Source organism: Streptomyces sp. NBC_00009, from assembly GCF_045040855.1.
Taxonomy (GTDB): Bacteria; Actinomycetota; Actinomycetes; order Streptomycetales; family Streptomycetaceae; genus Streptomyces; species Streptomyces aureus.
On record NZ_CP108312.1, the window covers coordinates 5,540,240 to 5,555,402 of the forward strand.

Annotated in this window: 14 protein-coding genes and 1 tRNA gene; 7 read left to right on the plus strand and 8 right to left on the minus strand. The window is 70.9% G+C overall.

Features of this window, described 5'->3' with window-relative positions:
• The first annotated feature begins 73 nt into the window (after positions 1 to 73).
• The 3 genes from OHA58_RS24935 to OHA58_RS24945 all read left to right on the plus strand — a co-directional run bounded on the left by OHA58_RS24935 (position 74) and on the right by OHA58_RS24945 (position 2,711).
• A complete protein-coding gene (locus OHA58_RS24935; RefSeq protein ID WP_100591940.1) occupies positions 74 to 649 on the plus strand; it encodes a TerD family protein in 576 nt (191 codons plus the stop codon).
• Positions 650 to 722: 73 nt separating this feature from the next.
• Positions 723 to 1,871, plus strand: coding sequence for a DUF475 domain-containing protein (locus OHA58_RS24940; protein ID WP_405481490.1), 1,149 nt, complete (start codon positions 723 to 725; stop codon positions 1,869 to 1,871).
• A 99-nt stretch (positions 1,872 to 1,970) separates the two neighbouring features.
• Complete coding sequence (locus tag OHA58_RS24945) at positions 1,971 to 2,711, plus strand: Tellurium resistance (RefSeq protein ID WP_116502289.1); 741 nt, start codon at positions 1,971 to 1,973, stop codon at positions 2,709 to 2,711.
• Positions 2,712 to 2,789: 78 nt separating this feature from the next.
• Here OHA58_RS24945 and OHA58_RS24950 read toward each other — a convergent pair whose 3' ends face one another.
• Positions 2,790 to 3,773, minus strand: a complete 984-nt coding sequence (locus OHA58_RS24950) for a TerD family protein (protein ID WP_405481492.1) — start codon at positions 3,771 to 3,773, stop codon at positions 2,790 to 2,792.
• 187 nt (positions 3,774 to 3,960) lie between these two features.
• On the opposite strand from OHA58_RS24950, the gene OHA58_RS24955 reads away from it, so the two are divergent.
• From OHA58_RS24955 to OHA58_RS24965, 3 genes are all read left to right on the plus strand, one after another.
• A complete protein-coding gene (locus tag OHA58_RS24955) occupies positions 3,961 to 5,127 on the plus strand; it encodes an HpcH/HpaI aldolase/citrate lyase family protein (protein WP_405481493.1) in 1,167 nt (388 codons plus the stop codon).
• A 26-nt stretch (positions 5,128 to 5,153) separates the two neighbouring features.
• Positions 5,154 to 7,688, plus strand: coding sequence for a phosphoribosyltransferase (locus OHA58_RS24960; RefSeq protein WP_405481494.1), 2,535 nt, complete (start codon positions 5,154 to 5,156; stop codon positions 7,686 to 7,688).
• Positions 7,689 to 7,765: 77 nt separating this feature from the next.
• Positions 7,766 to 8,518, plus strand: coding sequence for an HAD family hydrolase (locus OHA58_RS24965; RefSeq protein ID WP_405485157.1), 753 nt, complete (start codon positions 7,766 to 7,768; stop codon positions 8,516 to 8,518).
• A 72-nt stretch (positions 8,519 to 8,590) separates the two neighbouring features.
• Here OHA58_RS24965 and OHA58_RS24970 read toward each other — a convergent pair whose 3' ends face one another.
• The 7 genes from OHA58_RS24970 to OHA58_RS25000 all read right to left on the minus strand — a co-directional run bounded on the left by OHA58_RS24970 (position 8,591) and on the right by OHA58_RS25000 (position 14,824).
• Positions 8,591 to 8,812 (minus strand): zinc ribbon domain-containing protein, encoded by a 222-nt coding sequence (locus tag OHA58_RS24970; protein ID WP_375985923.1) that lies wholly within the window; start codon positions 8,810 to 8,812, stop codon positions 8,591 to 8,593.
• A gap of 32 nt (positions 8,813 to 8,844) precedes the next feature.
• Complete coding sequence (locus OHA58_RS24975) at positions 8,845 to 9,885, minus strand: sugar kinase (RefSeq protein WP_405481495.1); 1,041 nt, start codon at positions 9,883 to 9,885, stop codon at positions 8,845 to 8,847.
• The gene (locus OHA58_RS24980; protein WP_405481496.1) at positions 9,882 to 10,502 is read right to left on the minus strand and encodes a bifunctional 4-hydroxy-2-oxoglutarate aldolase/2-dehydro-3-deoxy-phosphogluconate aldolase; all 621 of its coding nucleotides are present in this window, start codon (positions 10,500 to 10,502) and stop codon (positions 9,882 to 9,884) included. Before OHA58_RS24980 ends, OHA58_RS24975 begins: the two co-directional genes overlap by 4 nt.
• Positions 10,503 to 10,602: 100 nt before the next feature.
• Positions 10,603 to 11,748, minus strand: coding sequence for a galactonate dehydratase (dgoD, locus tag OHA58_RS24985; RefSeq protein ID WP_405481498.1), 1,146 nt, complete (start codon positions 11,746 to 11,748; stop codon positions 10,603 to 10,605).
• 45 nt (positions 11,749 to 11,793) lie between these two features.
• Positions 11,794 to 12,585: a FadR/GntR family transcriptional regulator gene (locus tag OHA58_RS24990; protein ID WP_405481500.1), complete on the minus strand. Its 792-nt coding sequence runs from the start codon at positions 12,583 to 12,585 to the stop codon at positions 11,794 to 11,796.
• Between the two features lie 36 nt (positions 12,586 to 12,621).
• A complete protein-coding gene (locus tag OHA58_RS24995; protein ID WP_405481501.1) occupies positions 12,622 to 13,290 on the minus strand; it encodes a DUF4383 domain-containing protein in 669 nt (222 codons plus the stop codon).
• A 193-nt stretch (positions 13,291 to 13,483) separates the two neighbouring features.
• Positions 13,484 to 14,824, minus strand: coding sequence for a hypothetical protein (locus OHA58_RS25000; protein ID WP_405481503.1), 1,341 nt, complete (start codon positions 14,822 to 14,824; stop codon positions 13,484 to 13,486).
• Positions 14,825 to 15,039: 215 nt separating this feature from the next.
• On the opposite strand from OHA58_RS25000, the gene OHA58_RS25005 reads away from it, so the two are divergent.
• A tRNA-Val gene (locus tag OHA58_RS25005) sits at positions 15,040 to 15,114 on the plus strand.
• Positions 15,115 to 15,163 lie beyond the last annotated feature (49 nt).

Genomic DNA, 15,163 nt, shown 5'->3' on the forward strand with positions numbered 1-15,163 from the left:
GGCGCCGCACGCGAGTGCGGCGCCGGACGCGCTCGACAACTCAAGCGACATCACACCGGGGAGGACCACGATCATGGGCGTCACGCTCGCCAAGGGGGGCAATGTCTCCCTCTCCAAGGCCGCACCGAACCTCACGCAGGTGCTGATCGGACTCGGCTGGGACGCGCGTTCCACCACCGGAGCCGACTTCGACCTCGACGCCAGCGCGCTGCTGTGCAAGGACGGCCGGGTGCTCGGCGACGAGTGGTTCATCTTCTACAACCAGCTCACCAGCCCGGACGGCTCCGTCGAGCACACCGGTGACAACCTCACCGGTGAGGGTGAGGGCGACGACGAGTCGATTCTGATCGACCTGTCCAAGGTGCCGGCGTTCTGCGACAAGATCGTCTTTCCGGTCTCGATCCATGACGCGGACAACCGAGGACAGACGTTCGGCCAGGTCAGCAACGCGTTCATCCGCGTGGTCAATCAGGCGGACGGTCAGGAACTCGCCCGCTACGACCTGAGCGAGGACGCGTCCACGGAGACCGCGATGATCTTCGGCGAGGTGTACCGGTACGGCGGCGAATGGAAGTTCCGCGCCGTTGGGCAGGGGTACGCGTCGGGCCTCCGCGGCATCGCTCTAGACTTCGGGGTCAATGTTTCGTAAAGCCGTGCGCGGAGCGGGGGAGCCCCGTCCTACCGGCGCGGGGGAGACCCGTACTCACTTGATGGGGTAGCCAGTGGTTTTGAAAACCTTCGGCTGGTCGTTCGCAATTACTGCGCTCGGCCTGGTCGCGGCGGTGTTCTATGACGGATGGACGGCATTCGGGGTCGTCGCGATCCTTGCCGTCCTCGAGATCTCGTTGTCCTTCGACAACGCGGTGATCAATGCCGGAATCCTGAAGAAGATGAATGCCTTCTGGCAGAAGATCTTCCTCACGGTCGGTGTGCTGATCGCCGTCTTCGGTATGCGACTGGTCTTCCCCGTCGTGATCGTCGCGGTCAGCGCCAAGCTCGGCCCCATCGAGGCGGTCAAGCTCGCGCTCAACGACAAGGACAAGTACCAGCAGCTGGTGACCGACGCGCATCCGTCGATCGCCGCGTTCGGTGGCATGTTCCTGTTGATGATCTTCCTCGACTTCATCTTCGAGGAGCGGGACGTCCAGTGGCTGCGCTGGATCGAGCGTCCGCTCGCCAAGCTCGGCAAGGTCGACATGCTGTCGGTCTGCATCGCGATGATCGTGCTCCTGATCTCCTCGTTCACCGTGGCCACGCACGCCCACCAGCACGGTGGCGTCCATGTGGACAAGGCCGAGACAGTGCTCATCGCCGGCATCGCCGGTCTGATCACCTATCTCATCGTGGGCGGTCTCTCCGGGTACTTCGAGAACCGCCTGGAGGAGGAAGAGGAGCGCGAGCACGAGGTCGAGGAAGAGGCCAGGAAGAGCGGCAAGGCCGCGCCGGCCATAGTGATGGCGGGCAAGGCCGCGTTCTTCATGTTCCTCTACCTCGAGGTCCTGGACGCTTCGTTCTCCTTCGACGGCGTCATCGGCGCCTTCGCCATCACCAACGACATCGTGCTGATGGCGCTCGGCCTCGGTATCGGTGCCATGTATGTCCGTTCGCTCACGGTCTACCTGGTCCGCCAGGGCACCCTGGACGACTACGTGTACCTGGAGCACGGCGCGCACTACGCGATCGGCGCCCTCGCCGTGATCCTCTTGGTCACGATTCAGTACGAGATCAACGAGGTCATCACGGGCCTGGTCGGCGTCATCCTGATCGCCTGGTCGTTCTGGTCGTCGGTGCGTCGCAACTCGCGAATCGCGGCCGCCGAGGGAAAAGTGACGGCCTCGGGCGAGAAGGCTGAGGTTTCGTCCGGGCTCTGATCCTGGAACGCTGTGAGCGGGGCGGTCTGCGAGGAGAACTCCTCACCGGCCGCCCCGTCGGCGTAACTGGACCATGAAACATGGGCACTTGGGGGCGAAATGTCCTTCTGGGACGGACTGTGGCGGGGGCGTGCGGCGGAGTTCGAGTCGGGCAGCGCCGCATCGAACTCCATCGAACTCACCAAGCGGCACCCGGTTGTCTCGCTCACCAAACAGGGGGCGGCCACCGGAAATCTGCGCATCAACCTGTCCTGGCGGATGCGGACCTCGGACATCGGCGGCCCGGAGCGCGAGAGCCTGCTGCGGCACCCCTTCAAGCTGTTCAAGCCCGATGTGGTGCAGGCCCATACGCAGAGCATGGTCAATGTGGACCTTGACCTCGGCTGTCTCTACGAACTGACCGACGGGGAGAAGGGCGTGGTGCAGCCGCTCGGCAGCTTCTTCGGCGCGCTCAACGCGCCGCCGTACGTGAAGCTCAGCGGGGACGACCGGTTCGGCTCGGCGTCGGGTGAGACGATCTACGTCAATCTCGATCACCGCGAGTCCATCAAGCGACTGCTTGTCTTCGTCTACATCTACGACCAGACACCGGCGTTCGACCGTACGCACGCCCACGTCACGCTCTACCCGAGCAACGGACCACGCGTCGAGATCAGCCTCGACGAGCGCGCCCCACAGGCCCGCTCCTGCGCCGTCGTCACGATCGAGAACGTCAAGGGCGAGCTGATCGTGCGACGCGAGGTGAAGTTCGTGTACGGGTTCCAGGCCGAGCTGGACCGGCTGTACGGGTGGGGACTTCAGTGGGGCCGGGGGTACAAGTCCAAGGTCGGGGAGCGTTAGGCCCGACGCGGGGGCCTCTGCCCCGCCGCCCTGTCCGGCCCCTGTCCGGCCCCGAGTCGCCCGGGGCCGGTCGCGGTCTCAGCGGGAGATGAACTGCGGGCCCTGCGGCGGCAGGGCGAAGTTCGGGTCGGGCAGCGGCTGCACCGGCTGCGGATAGCCGTACGCGGGCTGCGTCGTCGGCACCGGCATGGCGAGCGGCGCGGGCTGCGTGGGCGCCGCCGGCGGATACCCGTACGACGGCTGGGAGACGGGCTGGGGCGCGGCCTGGGGGAGCGACGCAGCGAGGGGCTGCGGCGCGGGCGCCTGCGGATACCCGTAACCCGAACCCGAACCCGAACCCGAATCCGACCCGGATCCCCAACCGGACCCCGACCCGGACCCCGACCCGGACCCCGACCCCGACGCCGACCCCGACCCCGATCCCGTGAACGAGGTGTCGGGGGCCGGTGGCGGGAAGGACGGTTCGGCGGCCGGCATCGGGCCCGGCGGGGACGACGCCGGAAGATCCGTCGCCGGCTCCGACTCGTCCACCGAGATGCCGAAGTCCGTGGCCAGGCCGACCAGGCCGTTCGAGTAGCCCTCGCCCAGGGCCCGGAACTTCCAGCCCTCGCCGCGCCGGTACAGCTCGCCGCAGATCAGTGCCGTCTCGGCGCCCGTCTCCGGCTTCACGTCGAAGTGGGCGAGGGGCTCGCCCTCGGCGGCCGCGGCGTCGTACAGGAGGATCCGCAGGGCGGGTACGCGGTCGAAGGGGACGTCGTCCGCCGAGGCCACGAGGAGGACGCGGCCGACCTCGGGGCCGAGGCCGGCCAGGTCCGACTGGATCGTGTCGGTGAGTCCGTCGGTGACGCGCTTCTTGCCGAGCCGCCAGACCTTGCCTGAGGGGTGCCGGGGCTGGTTGTAGAAGACGAAGTCCTCGTCGGACCGTACGCGACCGTCGGGGCCGAGGAGCAGGGCCGAGGCGTCGACGTCGGGCACGCCCTGGCCGCTGGTCCAGCGCAGCACGGCGCGGACCGCCGTGGTTTCGAGAGGGACGTTCGACCCCTTCAGCATCGCGTGCGTCATGCGGTCATCCTGCCTTCCCTGTCCTGGCCAGGACAACGCGGGGGCCCGAGATGGCGGGGCCGAGCGACATACTCGACATGGGTGGGTTACCTGAATTTCATGCCCGGTGGGAACCCTTGACATGGGTCCCTACGTACTATTACCGGCCACTTAAATTCGGGCCTGAGCGGCACGACGGGGGAGTCTCATGCGTCATTTCGGGCATATCGCCCCTGAGGTGCGGCAGCGCCTGTTCTACCGGGAGCCCGGTGACTTCACCGCGGACTCGTCGCCCCGCATGCTCGCGGCGGCCCTCGGTGCCACGCTCTACAGCCCGGCCACGCGGCCGCGCCTCGCCGACGACGTCCTCAAGCAGGCGGGCCGGGGCGTCGTCTCGATGGTGCTGTGCCTGGAGGACTCGATCGACGACGCCGAGGTCGCGGACGCCGAGGAGAACCTGGTCAGGCAGTTCACCGACCTCGCGGCCCGACCGGACGCACAGCCTCCGCTGCTGTTCATCCGCGTCCGCGCCGCCGGGCAGATCACCGACCTCGTGCGCCGTCTCGGCCCCGCCGTGCGGCTGCTGTCCGGATTCGTACTGCCGAAATTCACCGAGGAGCGGGGCGTGCCGTTCCTGGAGGCGCTCTCCGCCGCGGAGGCGGCCACCGGGCGGCGCCTCTTCGCGATGCCCGTCCTGGAGTCGCCCGAGCTCCTGCATCTGGAGACGCGGGGTGACACCCTCGCCGGGATCGCCCGCACCGTCGACAAGTACCGCGACCGCGTCCTGGCCCTGCGCCTCGGCGTGACCGACTTCTGCTCCGCGTACGGACTGCGCAGGCCGCCGGACATGACCGCGTACGACGTCCAGGTCGTGGCCTCCGTGATCGGGGACGTGGTCAATCTGCTCGGCCGCGCCGACGGCACCGGCTTCACCGTGACCGGCCCTGTCTGGGAGTACTTCCGGCACCAGGAGCGGATGTTCAAGCCGCAGCTGCGCCGCAGCCCCTTCCTGGAGAGCCGGGCCGTCGAGCTGCGACAGGCGCTCATCGAGCACGACATGGACGGCCTGCTGCGCGAGATCGAGCTGGACCGGGCCAACGGGCTGCTCGGCAAGACCTGCATCCATCCCTCGCACGTGATGCCCGTGCACGCACTGTCCGTGGTCAGTCACGAGGAGTACGGGGACGCCCAGGACATTCTGCGGCCCGAGCGGGGCGGTGGCGGCGTCCTCAGATCCGCGTACACGAACAAGATGAATGAAGTGAAGCCGCACCGGGCCTGGGCCGAGCGGACTCTTCAGCGGGCGGAGGCCTTCGGCGTCGCTCATGAGGACGTCGGCTTCGTGGAGCTGCTCAATGCCGGCCTGCCCGCGTGATGAGCGCGCGAGTCATGATGAAAGCAATGAAAAGGGGCGAAGTGGTCTGGTCGGGGACATGGGTCGCACAGCGGCTCGGAGTCGAGCTCGTCGGTGACGAGGAGATATCCGGGCTGCTGGGCCTTGCCCTGCGCCGCAATCCCAAGCGGGCCCATCTGCTCGTGTCGAACGTCCTGGGCAAACACGTGCCGCAGTCGCCGGCCGTGGTCTGGCGCGCCGGTTACGACCTCGGTCTACGGGTGCGCGAGCTGCTCGGCGACAACGCGGCGCGGCGGGCCGTCGTGCTCGGATACGCCGAGACGGCGACGGGCCTCGGGCACTCCGTAGCCGACGGCCTGGGCCTCGCGCCTTATCTGCACTCGACGCGGCGCCCCGTCGACGGGGTGGCCCGCGCGGGCGGCTTCGAGGAGTCCCACTCGCACGCCACCTCGCATCTGCTGCTGCCCGAGGACCCCCGCCTCCTCGCGGGGGACGGTGCGCTCGTCCTCGTCGACGACGAGTTCTCCACGGGCAATACGGTCCTGAACACGATCCGCGCCCTGCACGAGCGCTACCCGCGCGAGCACTACGTCATCGTCGCCCTCGTCGACATGCGCTCGCCCGACGACCGGGACCGCCTGGCCGACTTCGCCCGTGAGATCGGCGCCCGCGTCGACCTGGTCGCGTCCGCGTCCGGCACCGTCAAGCTCCCCGACGACGTCCTCGCCAAGGGTCAGGCCCTGGTCGCCCACCACGAGTCCCTCGCCGAGGTCCCGACGGCGCACACCGAGCCGCGCAGCGAGCCGGGCAGCGAGTCGCGCGCCGAGCCCGGCAGCGTGACGCGTGTGGATCTCGGCTGGCCCGCGTCTGTGCCCGACGGGGGCCGGCACGGCTTCACGCCGGAGCACCGCGCGGCGCTCGACGCGGCGCTGCCCGCGATGGCCGCCCGCCTCGTCGCTCCCCTGGGGGACGCCCGCCGCGTGCTCGTCCTCGGCTTCGAGGAGCTGATGTACGCGCCGCTCGCCCTGGCCCGCGAGGTCGAGAAGGGTACGCAGGCGCAGGTGCGCTACTCCACCACGACTCGTTCGCCGGTCCTCGCCGTCGACGACCCCGGCTACGCGATCCGCACCCGCCTCGTCTTCCCCGCCCACGACGACCCGGCCGACGGGCCGGGCGAGCGGTACGCGTACAACGTCGCGGGCGGCGACTTCGACGCGATCGTCGCCGTCGTCGACTCCACTGCGGACACACCTCAACTGCATGCTCCCGACGGCCTGTTGGCGCGTCTGGCCGAGCACACCCCGCGCGTGCTGCTCGCCGTCGTGCCCTCGTACGTCCCTGATAGGGCTGCCCCCGGAAGGGCTGCCCCCGAGAGGGCCACCCCCGCAAAGGCCGCCCCCGAAAGGCCCCTCGTGCCCCCCACGCTCCCCGAGCCCCTCCGCGGCCCCGCTTTCTCCTCGTACGCGCCCGACGAGGTCGGCTGGCTGCTCCAGGACCTCTCGGACGTCGAGCTGGAGGCCCCGACCGAGGAGCGCGAGGAGGCGATACAGGGCGGTGGCGCGCACTACGCCGAGTCGCTGCCCGTCGAGTACCAGCCGAGCGCCGAGTACCAGGCGCTGTTCCAGTCCGCCCTGGAGGTGTCCGCCGCGCGGATCGCGCAGGCCGTCGGCGTCGTGACCGAGACCGTGCTCGCGGAGCGGTCCCCGCGCCCCGTACTCGTCTCGCTCGCCCGCGCCGGGACGCCCGTCGGCGTGCTGATGCGCCGGTGGGCGCAGGCGCGGCGCGGCCTCGACCTGCCGCACTACGCCGTCTCGATCGTGCGCGGCCGCGGCATCGACGCGAACGCGCTGCGCTGGCTCGCCGCCCACCACGACCCGGCCGACGTCGTCTTCGTCGACGGCTGGACCGGCAAGGGCGCGATCACCCGCGAACTGGCGGAAGCGCTTGAGGCCCATCAGCAAAATGAGGGAGGCCCTGGTTTCGACCCGGAGATCGCGGTGCTCGCCGACCCTGGTTCCTGCGTGCGCACCTACGGCACCCGTGAGGACTTCCTCATCCCGTCCGCGTGCCTCAACTCGACGGTCTCCGGCCTGATATCGCGTACGGTGCTGCGCGCCGACCTCGTCGGGCCGAACGACTTCCACGGCGGCAAGTTCTACCGCGAGCTCGCCGAGGCGGACGTCTCCACGCACTTCCTCGACACGGTCGAGGCCCGCTTCGACGAGGTCGCCGACGCCGTGGACGCCCAGGTCAAGGAGATGCTCTCCGCCGACCGCGCGCCCACCTGGGAGGGCTGGGCGGCTGTTGAGCGCATCAGCGAGGAGTACGAGATCCACGACGTGAACCTCGTGAAGCCCGGCGTCGGCGAGACGACCCGCGTGCTGCTGCGCCGCGTCCCGTGGAAGATACTCGCCCGCACGGGCGCCGGCGCGGATCTCGACCACGTACGCCTGCTCGCCGAGCAGCGCGGGGTGCCCGTCGAGGAGGTCGCCGAACTCCCTTACACCTGCGTCGGGTTGATCCACCCGAAGTACACGCGGGGCGCCACCGGCGCGGACGGCAAGGCGGTGGGCGCGAAGTGAGCGCGACGCCCGTCACCCTGGTCGCCAGCGACCTCGACCGCACCCTGATCTACTCCGCCGCAGCCCTCGGCCTGACCATGCCCGACGCCCAGGCGCCGCGCCTGCTGTGCGTCGAGGTCTACGAGGGCAAGCCCCTCTCCTACGTCACCGAGGACGCGGCCGCGCTGCTCGGCGAACTCGGCCGCAGCGCACTCTTCGTCCCGACCACGACCCGCACCCGCGAGCAGTACGGTCGCATCCATCTCCCGGGCCCCGCACCGCAGTTCGCGATCTGCGCCAATGGCGGGCACCTGCTGGTGGACGGGGTGTCCGACCCGGACTGGCGTGCCGCTGTGGGCGAGCGGCTCGGCGCCCAGTGCGCGCCGCTCGACGAGGTGCGGGCGCATCTGGTGCGGACGGCCGACCCGGCGTGGCTCCTGAAGGAACGCGTAGCCGAGGACCTCTTCGCGTATCTCGTGGTCGAGCGGTCCCTGCTCCCGGAGGGCTGGGTCAAGGAACTCGCCGTGTGGGCGGAGAGCCGCGGCTGGACGGTCTCCCTCCAGGGCCGCAAGATCTACGCCGTCCCGAAGCCGCTCACCAAGAGTGCGGCCATGCGTGAGGTGGCCCGCCGCTCGGGCGCCGACCTCACGCTGGCGGCCGGCGACTCCCTGCTCGACGCGGACCTGCTCCTCGCGGCCGACCACGCCTGGCGCCCCGGCCACGGCGAGCTGGCGGACGTGGGCTGGACGGCACCCCACGTCACGGCCCTGGAGGACCGGGGTGTCGCGGCGGGCGAGACGATCCTGCGGGAGCTGATCGGGGAGGTCCGGAACCCCCGCACGTACCCGTAGGGGCCACCCGCACGCCGTACGTACGGGTTAGGCCCCCATGCACTCACCCTCCGTGGACTCAACCGCCGGAGGTCACCCGCAGCAGCCCCCGCCGCAGCAGCCCCCGCCTCCGCCGCCCGCGGGGCGGGCCGGGGCGGAGGTCGATGCGGTGCCGCCCACGGCGACCGTCGACAGCAGCTTCACCGTGTCGTCGTGGCCCGCGGGGCAGTCCGCGGGGGCCGAGGACTCGGCCATGGGGCGGCTCAGTTCGAACGTGTCGCCGCAGGTCCGGCAGCGGTACTCGTAGCGTGGCATGGGCACAGGTTAGCGGCCACGCCCGGCGGACGTCAGCGCACGACGGTCCCCTGGCCCGCCCCGAGCAGCCCGAGTTCCGCCCGCGTGGGGGCCCCCTCCCAGTCGCCCGGCTGCGCGACCGCGAAGGCGCCCGTCGTCACGGCGCGGTCGAGGCGGACGGCTATGTCCTCGCCGTCGAGGAGCGCGGAGAGATAGCCGGCGACGAAGGCGTCACCGGCCCCGACGGCGTCCACCGCGCGCACCGGCCGGGCCGGGACACGTAGCTCACCGCCGGCCGAGTGGGCGACCGCCCCGTCGGCGCCGAGCTTGACGACGACCTCGCGCACCCCGAGACCGAGGAGGGTCTTGACCGCGTCCGGCCCGGGCGGCGCGCACAGCGGCAGCTCGTCGTCGGAGGCGATGAGGACGTCCACGTACGGGATCCAGTCGCGCAGTTCGGCAGCGGCCTCCTCCGAACTCCACAACCGAGAGCGATAGTTGGCGTCCAGACTGACCGGAACGCCGTGTTCGCGGGCGAGGTGCAGGGCGCGCCGGCACGCGTCGCGCGCGGAGGTGCCGAGCGCGGGCGTGATCCCCGTCAGATGCAGGACGCGGGGCGGCGGACCGGCCGCGAAGGCCCGCTCGACGCGGTCGGCGTCGAGCCGCGAACCCGCCGAGCCTGCACGGTAGTACTGGACCCGCGTCACCTCGGGCAGCCGCGGCTCGAACAGGATCAGGCCCGTAGGGGCGCCGGTGTCACGGGTGACGCAGGACGTGTCGACGCCTTCGGCGCGCAACGTGCGCAGGACCAGTTCGCCCGCCTCGTCGGCGCCGACCGCGCCCGCCCAGCGGACGCTGTGGCCGAGCCGGGTGAGCCCGATGGCGACGTTCGACTCGGCTCCCGCGACGGACAGGTCCATCGAGCCGCCCAGCTTGAACGGCCCGTGGCCGCGCAGCGCGACCATCGTCTCGCCGAAGGTGAGCACGTCGACGGGGGAGGCGTCGGGGGAGGCGTCGGGGGACGTGATGGGGGAGGCAACGGGGGAGGCGGCCGGGAAAGGGCTCGGCCCCGAAGCCGGTCCCGGCGCCGTCATCCGCACACCGCCTTGAACTCGGCCGCCCGCTTGCGCAGCTGACCCAGGTCCCCGCCGTCCGCCGCGTCGCCGATGAGCGGCGAGCCGACCCCGACCGCGATGGCGCCGCTCTCCAGATAGGCGGTCGCCGCCGCCGCGTCGACCCCGCCCACCGGCACGAACGGCGTCCGGGGGAACGGCCCTCGCAGCGCCTTCAGATACGACGGGCCGCCCATCGCCGACGCCGGGAAGATCTTCAGGGCCGTCGCCCCCGACGCCTCGGCCGCGATGACGTCGGTCGGGGTGAGCACCCCGGCGAGCACGGGCAGGCCCTGCCGCAGGGACTCGTCGACCCCGGGGCCGAGCCCTGGCGTCACGATGAGGTTCGCCCCGGCCGCGGCCGCTTCGCGGGCGTCCTCGGCGGTCAGGACCGTGCCCGCGCCCAGCCAGACGTCGTCGCCGAGCTCGTCCCGCGCCCTGCGGATCACCGTGAGGGCGTCACGGCCGCTGAGCGACACCTCCACCAGCGGGATTCCGGCCTCGGCCAGGGCCATGACCGTACGGAACGACGCGTCGGGATCGCTTCCCCGGACGATCGCCACGAGGCGCTCGGCGCGCAGTGCGGTAGTGAAGTCCATGGTGCTCTTCCTCGATTCCTTTCAAAGGGGCGTTTCGGGGCGTTTAGGGGCTCTTAAGTGCGCTTAAGGGTGCTTTGTAAGCTTAGATACTCGACTCGGGTCACCACTCGGCGAACGAGCCGTCCTCGTACCGCCACACGGGGTTGCGCCAGGCGTGACCCTTGGCGTCGGCGGCGCGTACGGCCGCCTCGTCGATGTCCACGCCGAGGCCGGGCCGTTCGGTGCGCACCAGCGATCCCCCGACGAAGCGGAACGGCTCGCGGTCGGCGACGTAGTCGAGGAGTTCGGCGTCCTTGTTGTAGTGGATGCCGATCGACTGCTCCTGAATCAGGAAGTTCGGTGTGGTGAAGGCGACTTGGAGGCTCGCGGCGAGGGCCACGGGACCGAGCGGGCAGTGCGGCGCGATGTGGGCCCCGTACATCTCGGCGAGCGCGGCGATGCGGCGCAGCTCGGAGATGCCGCCCGCGTGTGAGATATCGGGCTGCACCACGGCGACGCCGGCCTGGAGCGGGGCGAGGAACTCCCGTCGGGTGAAGAGCCGTTCGCCGAGCGCGATCGGGATGTTGGAGGCGTTCACCAGGTCGGGGACGGCGTGCATGTGTTCGCAGAGGACGGGCTCCTCGACGAACAGGGGCGCGTACTCGGCGAGCAGCGGGAGCAGCCGGCGGGCGTTCGCGGGGGAGACGCGGCCATGGAAGTCGAGCGCGAAGTCCCGTTCGTCACCGAGGACTTCACGGGCCGTCTCCGCGCGCAACAGGCACGCGCGGACCTCCTCGCGCGTGGCGAGCGGCGTCATGCGCCCGCTGCCGTTCATCTTCACCGCCGTGAACCCGGCCTCGACCTGGGCGCTCACCGCGTCCCTGACCTCGCTCGGCTCGTCCCCGCCCACCCAGGCGTACGCGCGGATCCGCTCGCGCACCGGCCCGCCGAGCAACTGGTGCACCGGCTGCCCGTACGTCTTGCCCTTGATGTCCCACAGCGCCTGGTCGAGCCCGGCGACGGCGGACGACAGGACCGGCCCGCCGCGGTAGAAGCCGCCCTTGGTCATGACCTGCCAGTGGTCCTCGATGCGCAGCGGGTCCTGGCCGACCAGATATTCGGCGAGTACCTCGACGGCGGCCCGCACCGGCTCCGCGCGCCCCTCGACGACGGGCTCACCCCAGCCGACGACCCCTTCGTCGGTCTCCACGCGGACGAACATCCAGCGGGGCGGAGCGAGGAAGGTCTCGATGCGGGCGATCTTCACGTACGGGTTCCTCTCGGGTGTTACGGGGGTGGGGCGGGGCCGGTGTCAGGGGTGTCCGCGCTTGGACAGTTCGATCACGTCGAGCATCGCGGCGAACGCGCCGTCCTGGTCCCGCGCGCGCACGCGGTCGGCGACCCGGGCATGGGCGGGCAGCGGGTGTTCGTGCCGTCCGGCGTGCACGAGCCGGTCCCGTACGACCAGGGCCGGGATGATGACGCGGCGCATCTGCGCGAAGAAGGGGTTGCCGGAGGCGGTGAGGAGCGCCGTGTGGAAGGAGGCGTCGGCGCGTACGGCGAGAACGGGGTCGCCTTCGGTCATGACGCCTTCGGTCATGACGGCGTCGGTCATGCCGGGCGTCTGCTCGGCGGCGGCCATCGCGCTCAGTGCGGCGTCGAGGGCGGCGAGATCCGCGTCCGTGCGGTGCAACGCGGCGAGCGCGGCCGCGGCCGGCTCGACGGCGCGGCGGAGCTCAAGGAGGTCGGTGAAGAAGGCGCCGGGCGCGCCGGAGTCGATCGTCCAGCGCAGTACGTCGCTGTCGAGGAGGTTCCAGTCGTCTCGCGGGCGTACGAACGTCCCCCGCTTCTGCCGGGCGTCCAGCAGACCCTTGGTGGTCAGCACCTTGATCGCCTCGCGCAGCACGGTCTGGCTGATGTCCAGTTCGGCCATGAGCCCCGGCAGATCGAGGAGATCCCCCTCCGAGTACGTCCCGTCGAAGATCCGCCGCGCGAGCGCCTCCACGGCGATCCGGTGGACGCCGCGTCCGGTGTACGAGACCCCCGGCGCGCCGTCCCGGCTCGGGCCGTCCGTGCGCGAGCTGCCCCTGTCCTTGCGCGTCATGGGGGCAGCCTGGCACGTGAGCCGGTTATTTATCAATTATTCTCGGCGCCCGGACCCATCAGTGATCTTCGCGATCTTCGTGATCTTTGTGGTCTCGGTGGCGCCGGAGACCTCGGTGGCCCCGGCGGCTCTGGTGACCTCGGGGGTGGGGTGCGGCTGCCGGGCGGCGTGTACGCGGTCCTCGCGGGCGGCGGCTTCCGGGTGGCGCGCACGCCAGTACGGGTTGTCGTGCGGCAGCGTTCCGCTGACGCGCCCGTACATCCCGAAGGCCATCAGCATCACACCGACCACGAAGCTGAACAGCACGTTCTGGATCTGGAACGCGAGGAAGTTGTAGTCGGTCTGGAGAAGGGCGAGATTCACGAAGCCGCTGAGGATGAACAGGATGCCGAAGGTCATGTTGATCGTCGAGGCGATGTTCCGTCCCATGACCATGCCGGCGAAAAGGATCAGGCCGACGCAGATGGACAGGACGCTGAGGGCACCGTTCGTGTTCAGGCCGGCGACTCTGTCACCGCCGGTGTCGAAGAATCCGATGTGATCGATGAGCCCCAGAATGCCGAAGGCGACCAGCACGAGCCCCATCAGGCCCGCGCCTATCCGGTAGACCATGCTGAGTCCGTGGTCGACGGGCAGATGATCGTCGAGGACGACGCGCGAGTGCCGGAACCGGGCTGGGCGGACTTCGCGTACATGCGTGGCCATGGTCGCCTCCCTTGCACGTACGTACCTCAAGGATCCGCCCGTCGCCCCGAGGGCGCCAACAGGGACGGCTCGGGGGTCAGGTATGGGCGGGCAGCTCAGGAGCCCAGCTCAGGAGGGGCGGCTCGGGAGGGTGCGGCTCAGGGGCCGGCTCAGGACGGGCGGCTTGGGAGGATGCGGCTCACGAGAGTGCGGCTCAGGAGTGGGCCCCCCGCTCCTCTCTTATCTGGGCGACGACGCGGGCGACCGTCTGCCGGACGGCCCCCGTCTCCGTGAGGAAATGCCAGTAATCGGGGTGGCGCCCCTCAAGAGCGGCGACGGCGCGGTCGAGGCGGGCCACGGAGTCGTCGAGGGGGCGGGCGTGCCGCGGCTCGGGTGTGCTGCGTCCCGACATGGCGAGCCGCTGCGCGTCCCGGATGGCGAACCGGGTCCGGTCGATCTCCTGCTGCGGGTCCTTCGCCACGGCGTTCAGCCGGTGCAGCCGGTCGGAGGCGGCGGACACGTCCTCGTCCGTCGTATTCAGCAGGGCCCGGACCGTCGACAGGCGCGACGTCGCGTCCGGCCACCGCTGCTCGTCCCGCGCCGCACGCGCCTCGCCGAGCTTCAGCTCCGCCTGCCTTACGTTCTCCGCGGCGCGCTCCGGCACATGCTGGAGGTCCTGCCAGCAGGGGGCCGTGAACCGTCTGCGCAGCTCGCTCAGGATGGGCTCGACCTGCCCGGCCCGCGTGGTCAGAGCCTGCGCGCGCGTCCGCAGCGACACGAGGCGGCGGTCGATCTCGGCGGCGCGCTCCGGCAGCCGCTGCGCCTCGGCCCGCACGGCCTCGGCGTCCCGGGCAACCCGCTCGGCGCGCTCCAGGGTCTCCGGCACACCATGCTGGCCCGCGCCCTGGTTGAGCCGGGTGAGCTCGGGCCCGAGGGCGGCGAGGCGGGCGGCGAGATCGTCGGCCTTGAGCCCGGCGCCGCGCACGGCGTCCAGGGAGTTGCTCGCCGCGAGGAGCGCCTGCCGGGCCCGCTCGACGGCGGGGGCCAGCCGCGCCAGCTGCGTCTCGGCCTTCCCGAGCAGCGGCCCGAGGCCCTGCGAGAACCGGTCGAGGTCCAGCTTCACCTTGGTCAGCTCGTCCTTGGCCCGGCTCAGCTCGGCGCGCGCCCGCGAAGCGACCGACGCCTCCAGGTCGTCCCGGTCGAGGTCGTGCGCGTCCACGGCGGTGATGTACTGCAGGCTGGCCTCGTCGATCCGCCGGCCGAGAGCCTCGAAGTCGGAAACGGTGCGGCGCGCGGCGGGAGAGTCGTCGACGGCCGTGATGGTCTCGATGGAGATCCGCAGATCGCGCTGGGCGGTGTCGAGTTCGTAGAACGCGGCCGCGGCGGCGTCCTTGGCGGCCTGCGCCTCCGCCCGCTGGCCCTCCCCACGCCCGAACCAGCGCCGGGTGCCGCCCCCGGCGAACGCGGCCGGTGCCGCAGCGACAGCTACGGCGATGAGAGGCAGCGGAAGCAGGACGAGCCCGAGCAGATCGCGAAGCGCGGCGCGCGCTCGCATGGACGACGCATACGGCCGCATCGGTGGTGTCGCCGTCACTACCCTCTCCCGTGCTGCCCTCGCCCGTGCACTCATCCGCCCTGCCCGCTGTCATTCTCCCACCGGTTAATGACGAACACACGGGCCGGATAGTTCGCCCTGGGCCCTGGGACTTTGCCGGACGATACGGGTTTGCGGGGTACCACCACGGGCAAGGTAGGCTGTCGAATCATCCCGGGCGCGTAGCTCAGTGGTAGAGCGCTGCCCTTACAAGGCAGATGTCGGCGGTTCGAAACCGTCCGCGCCCACCAGTCTCGGGACATGAGTAAGGCCCAGGTCAACCGGTGCGAATCCGGGGAC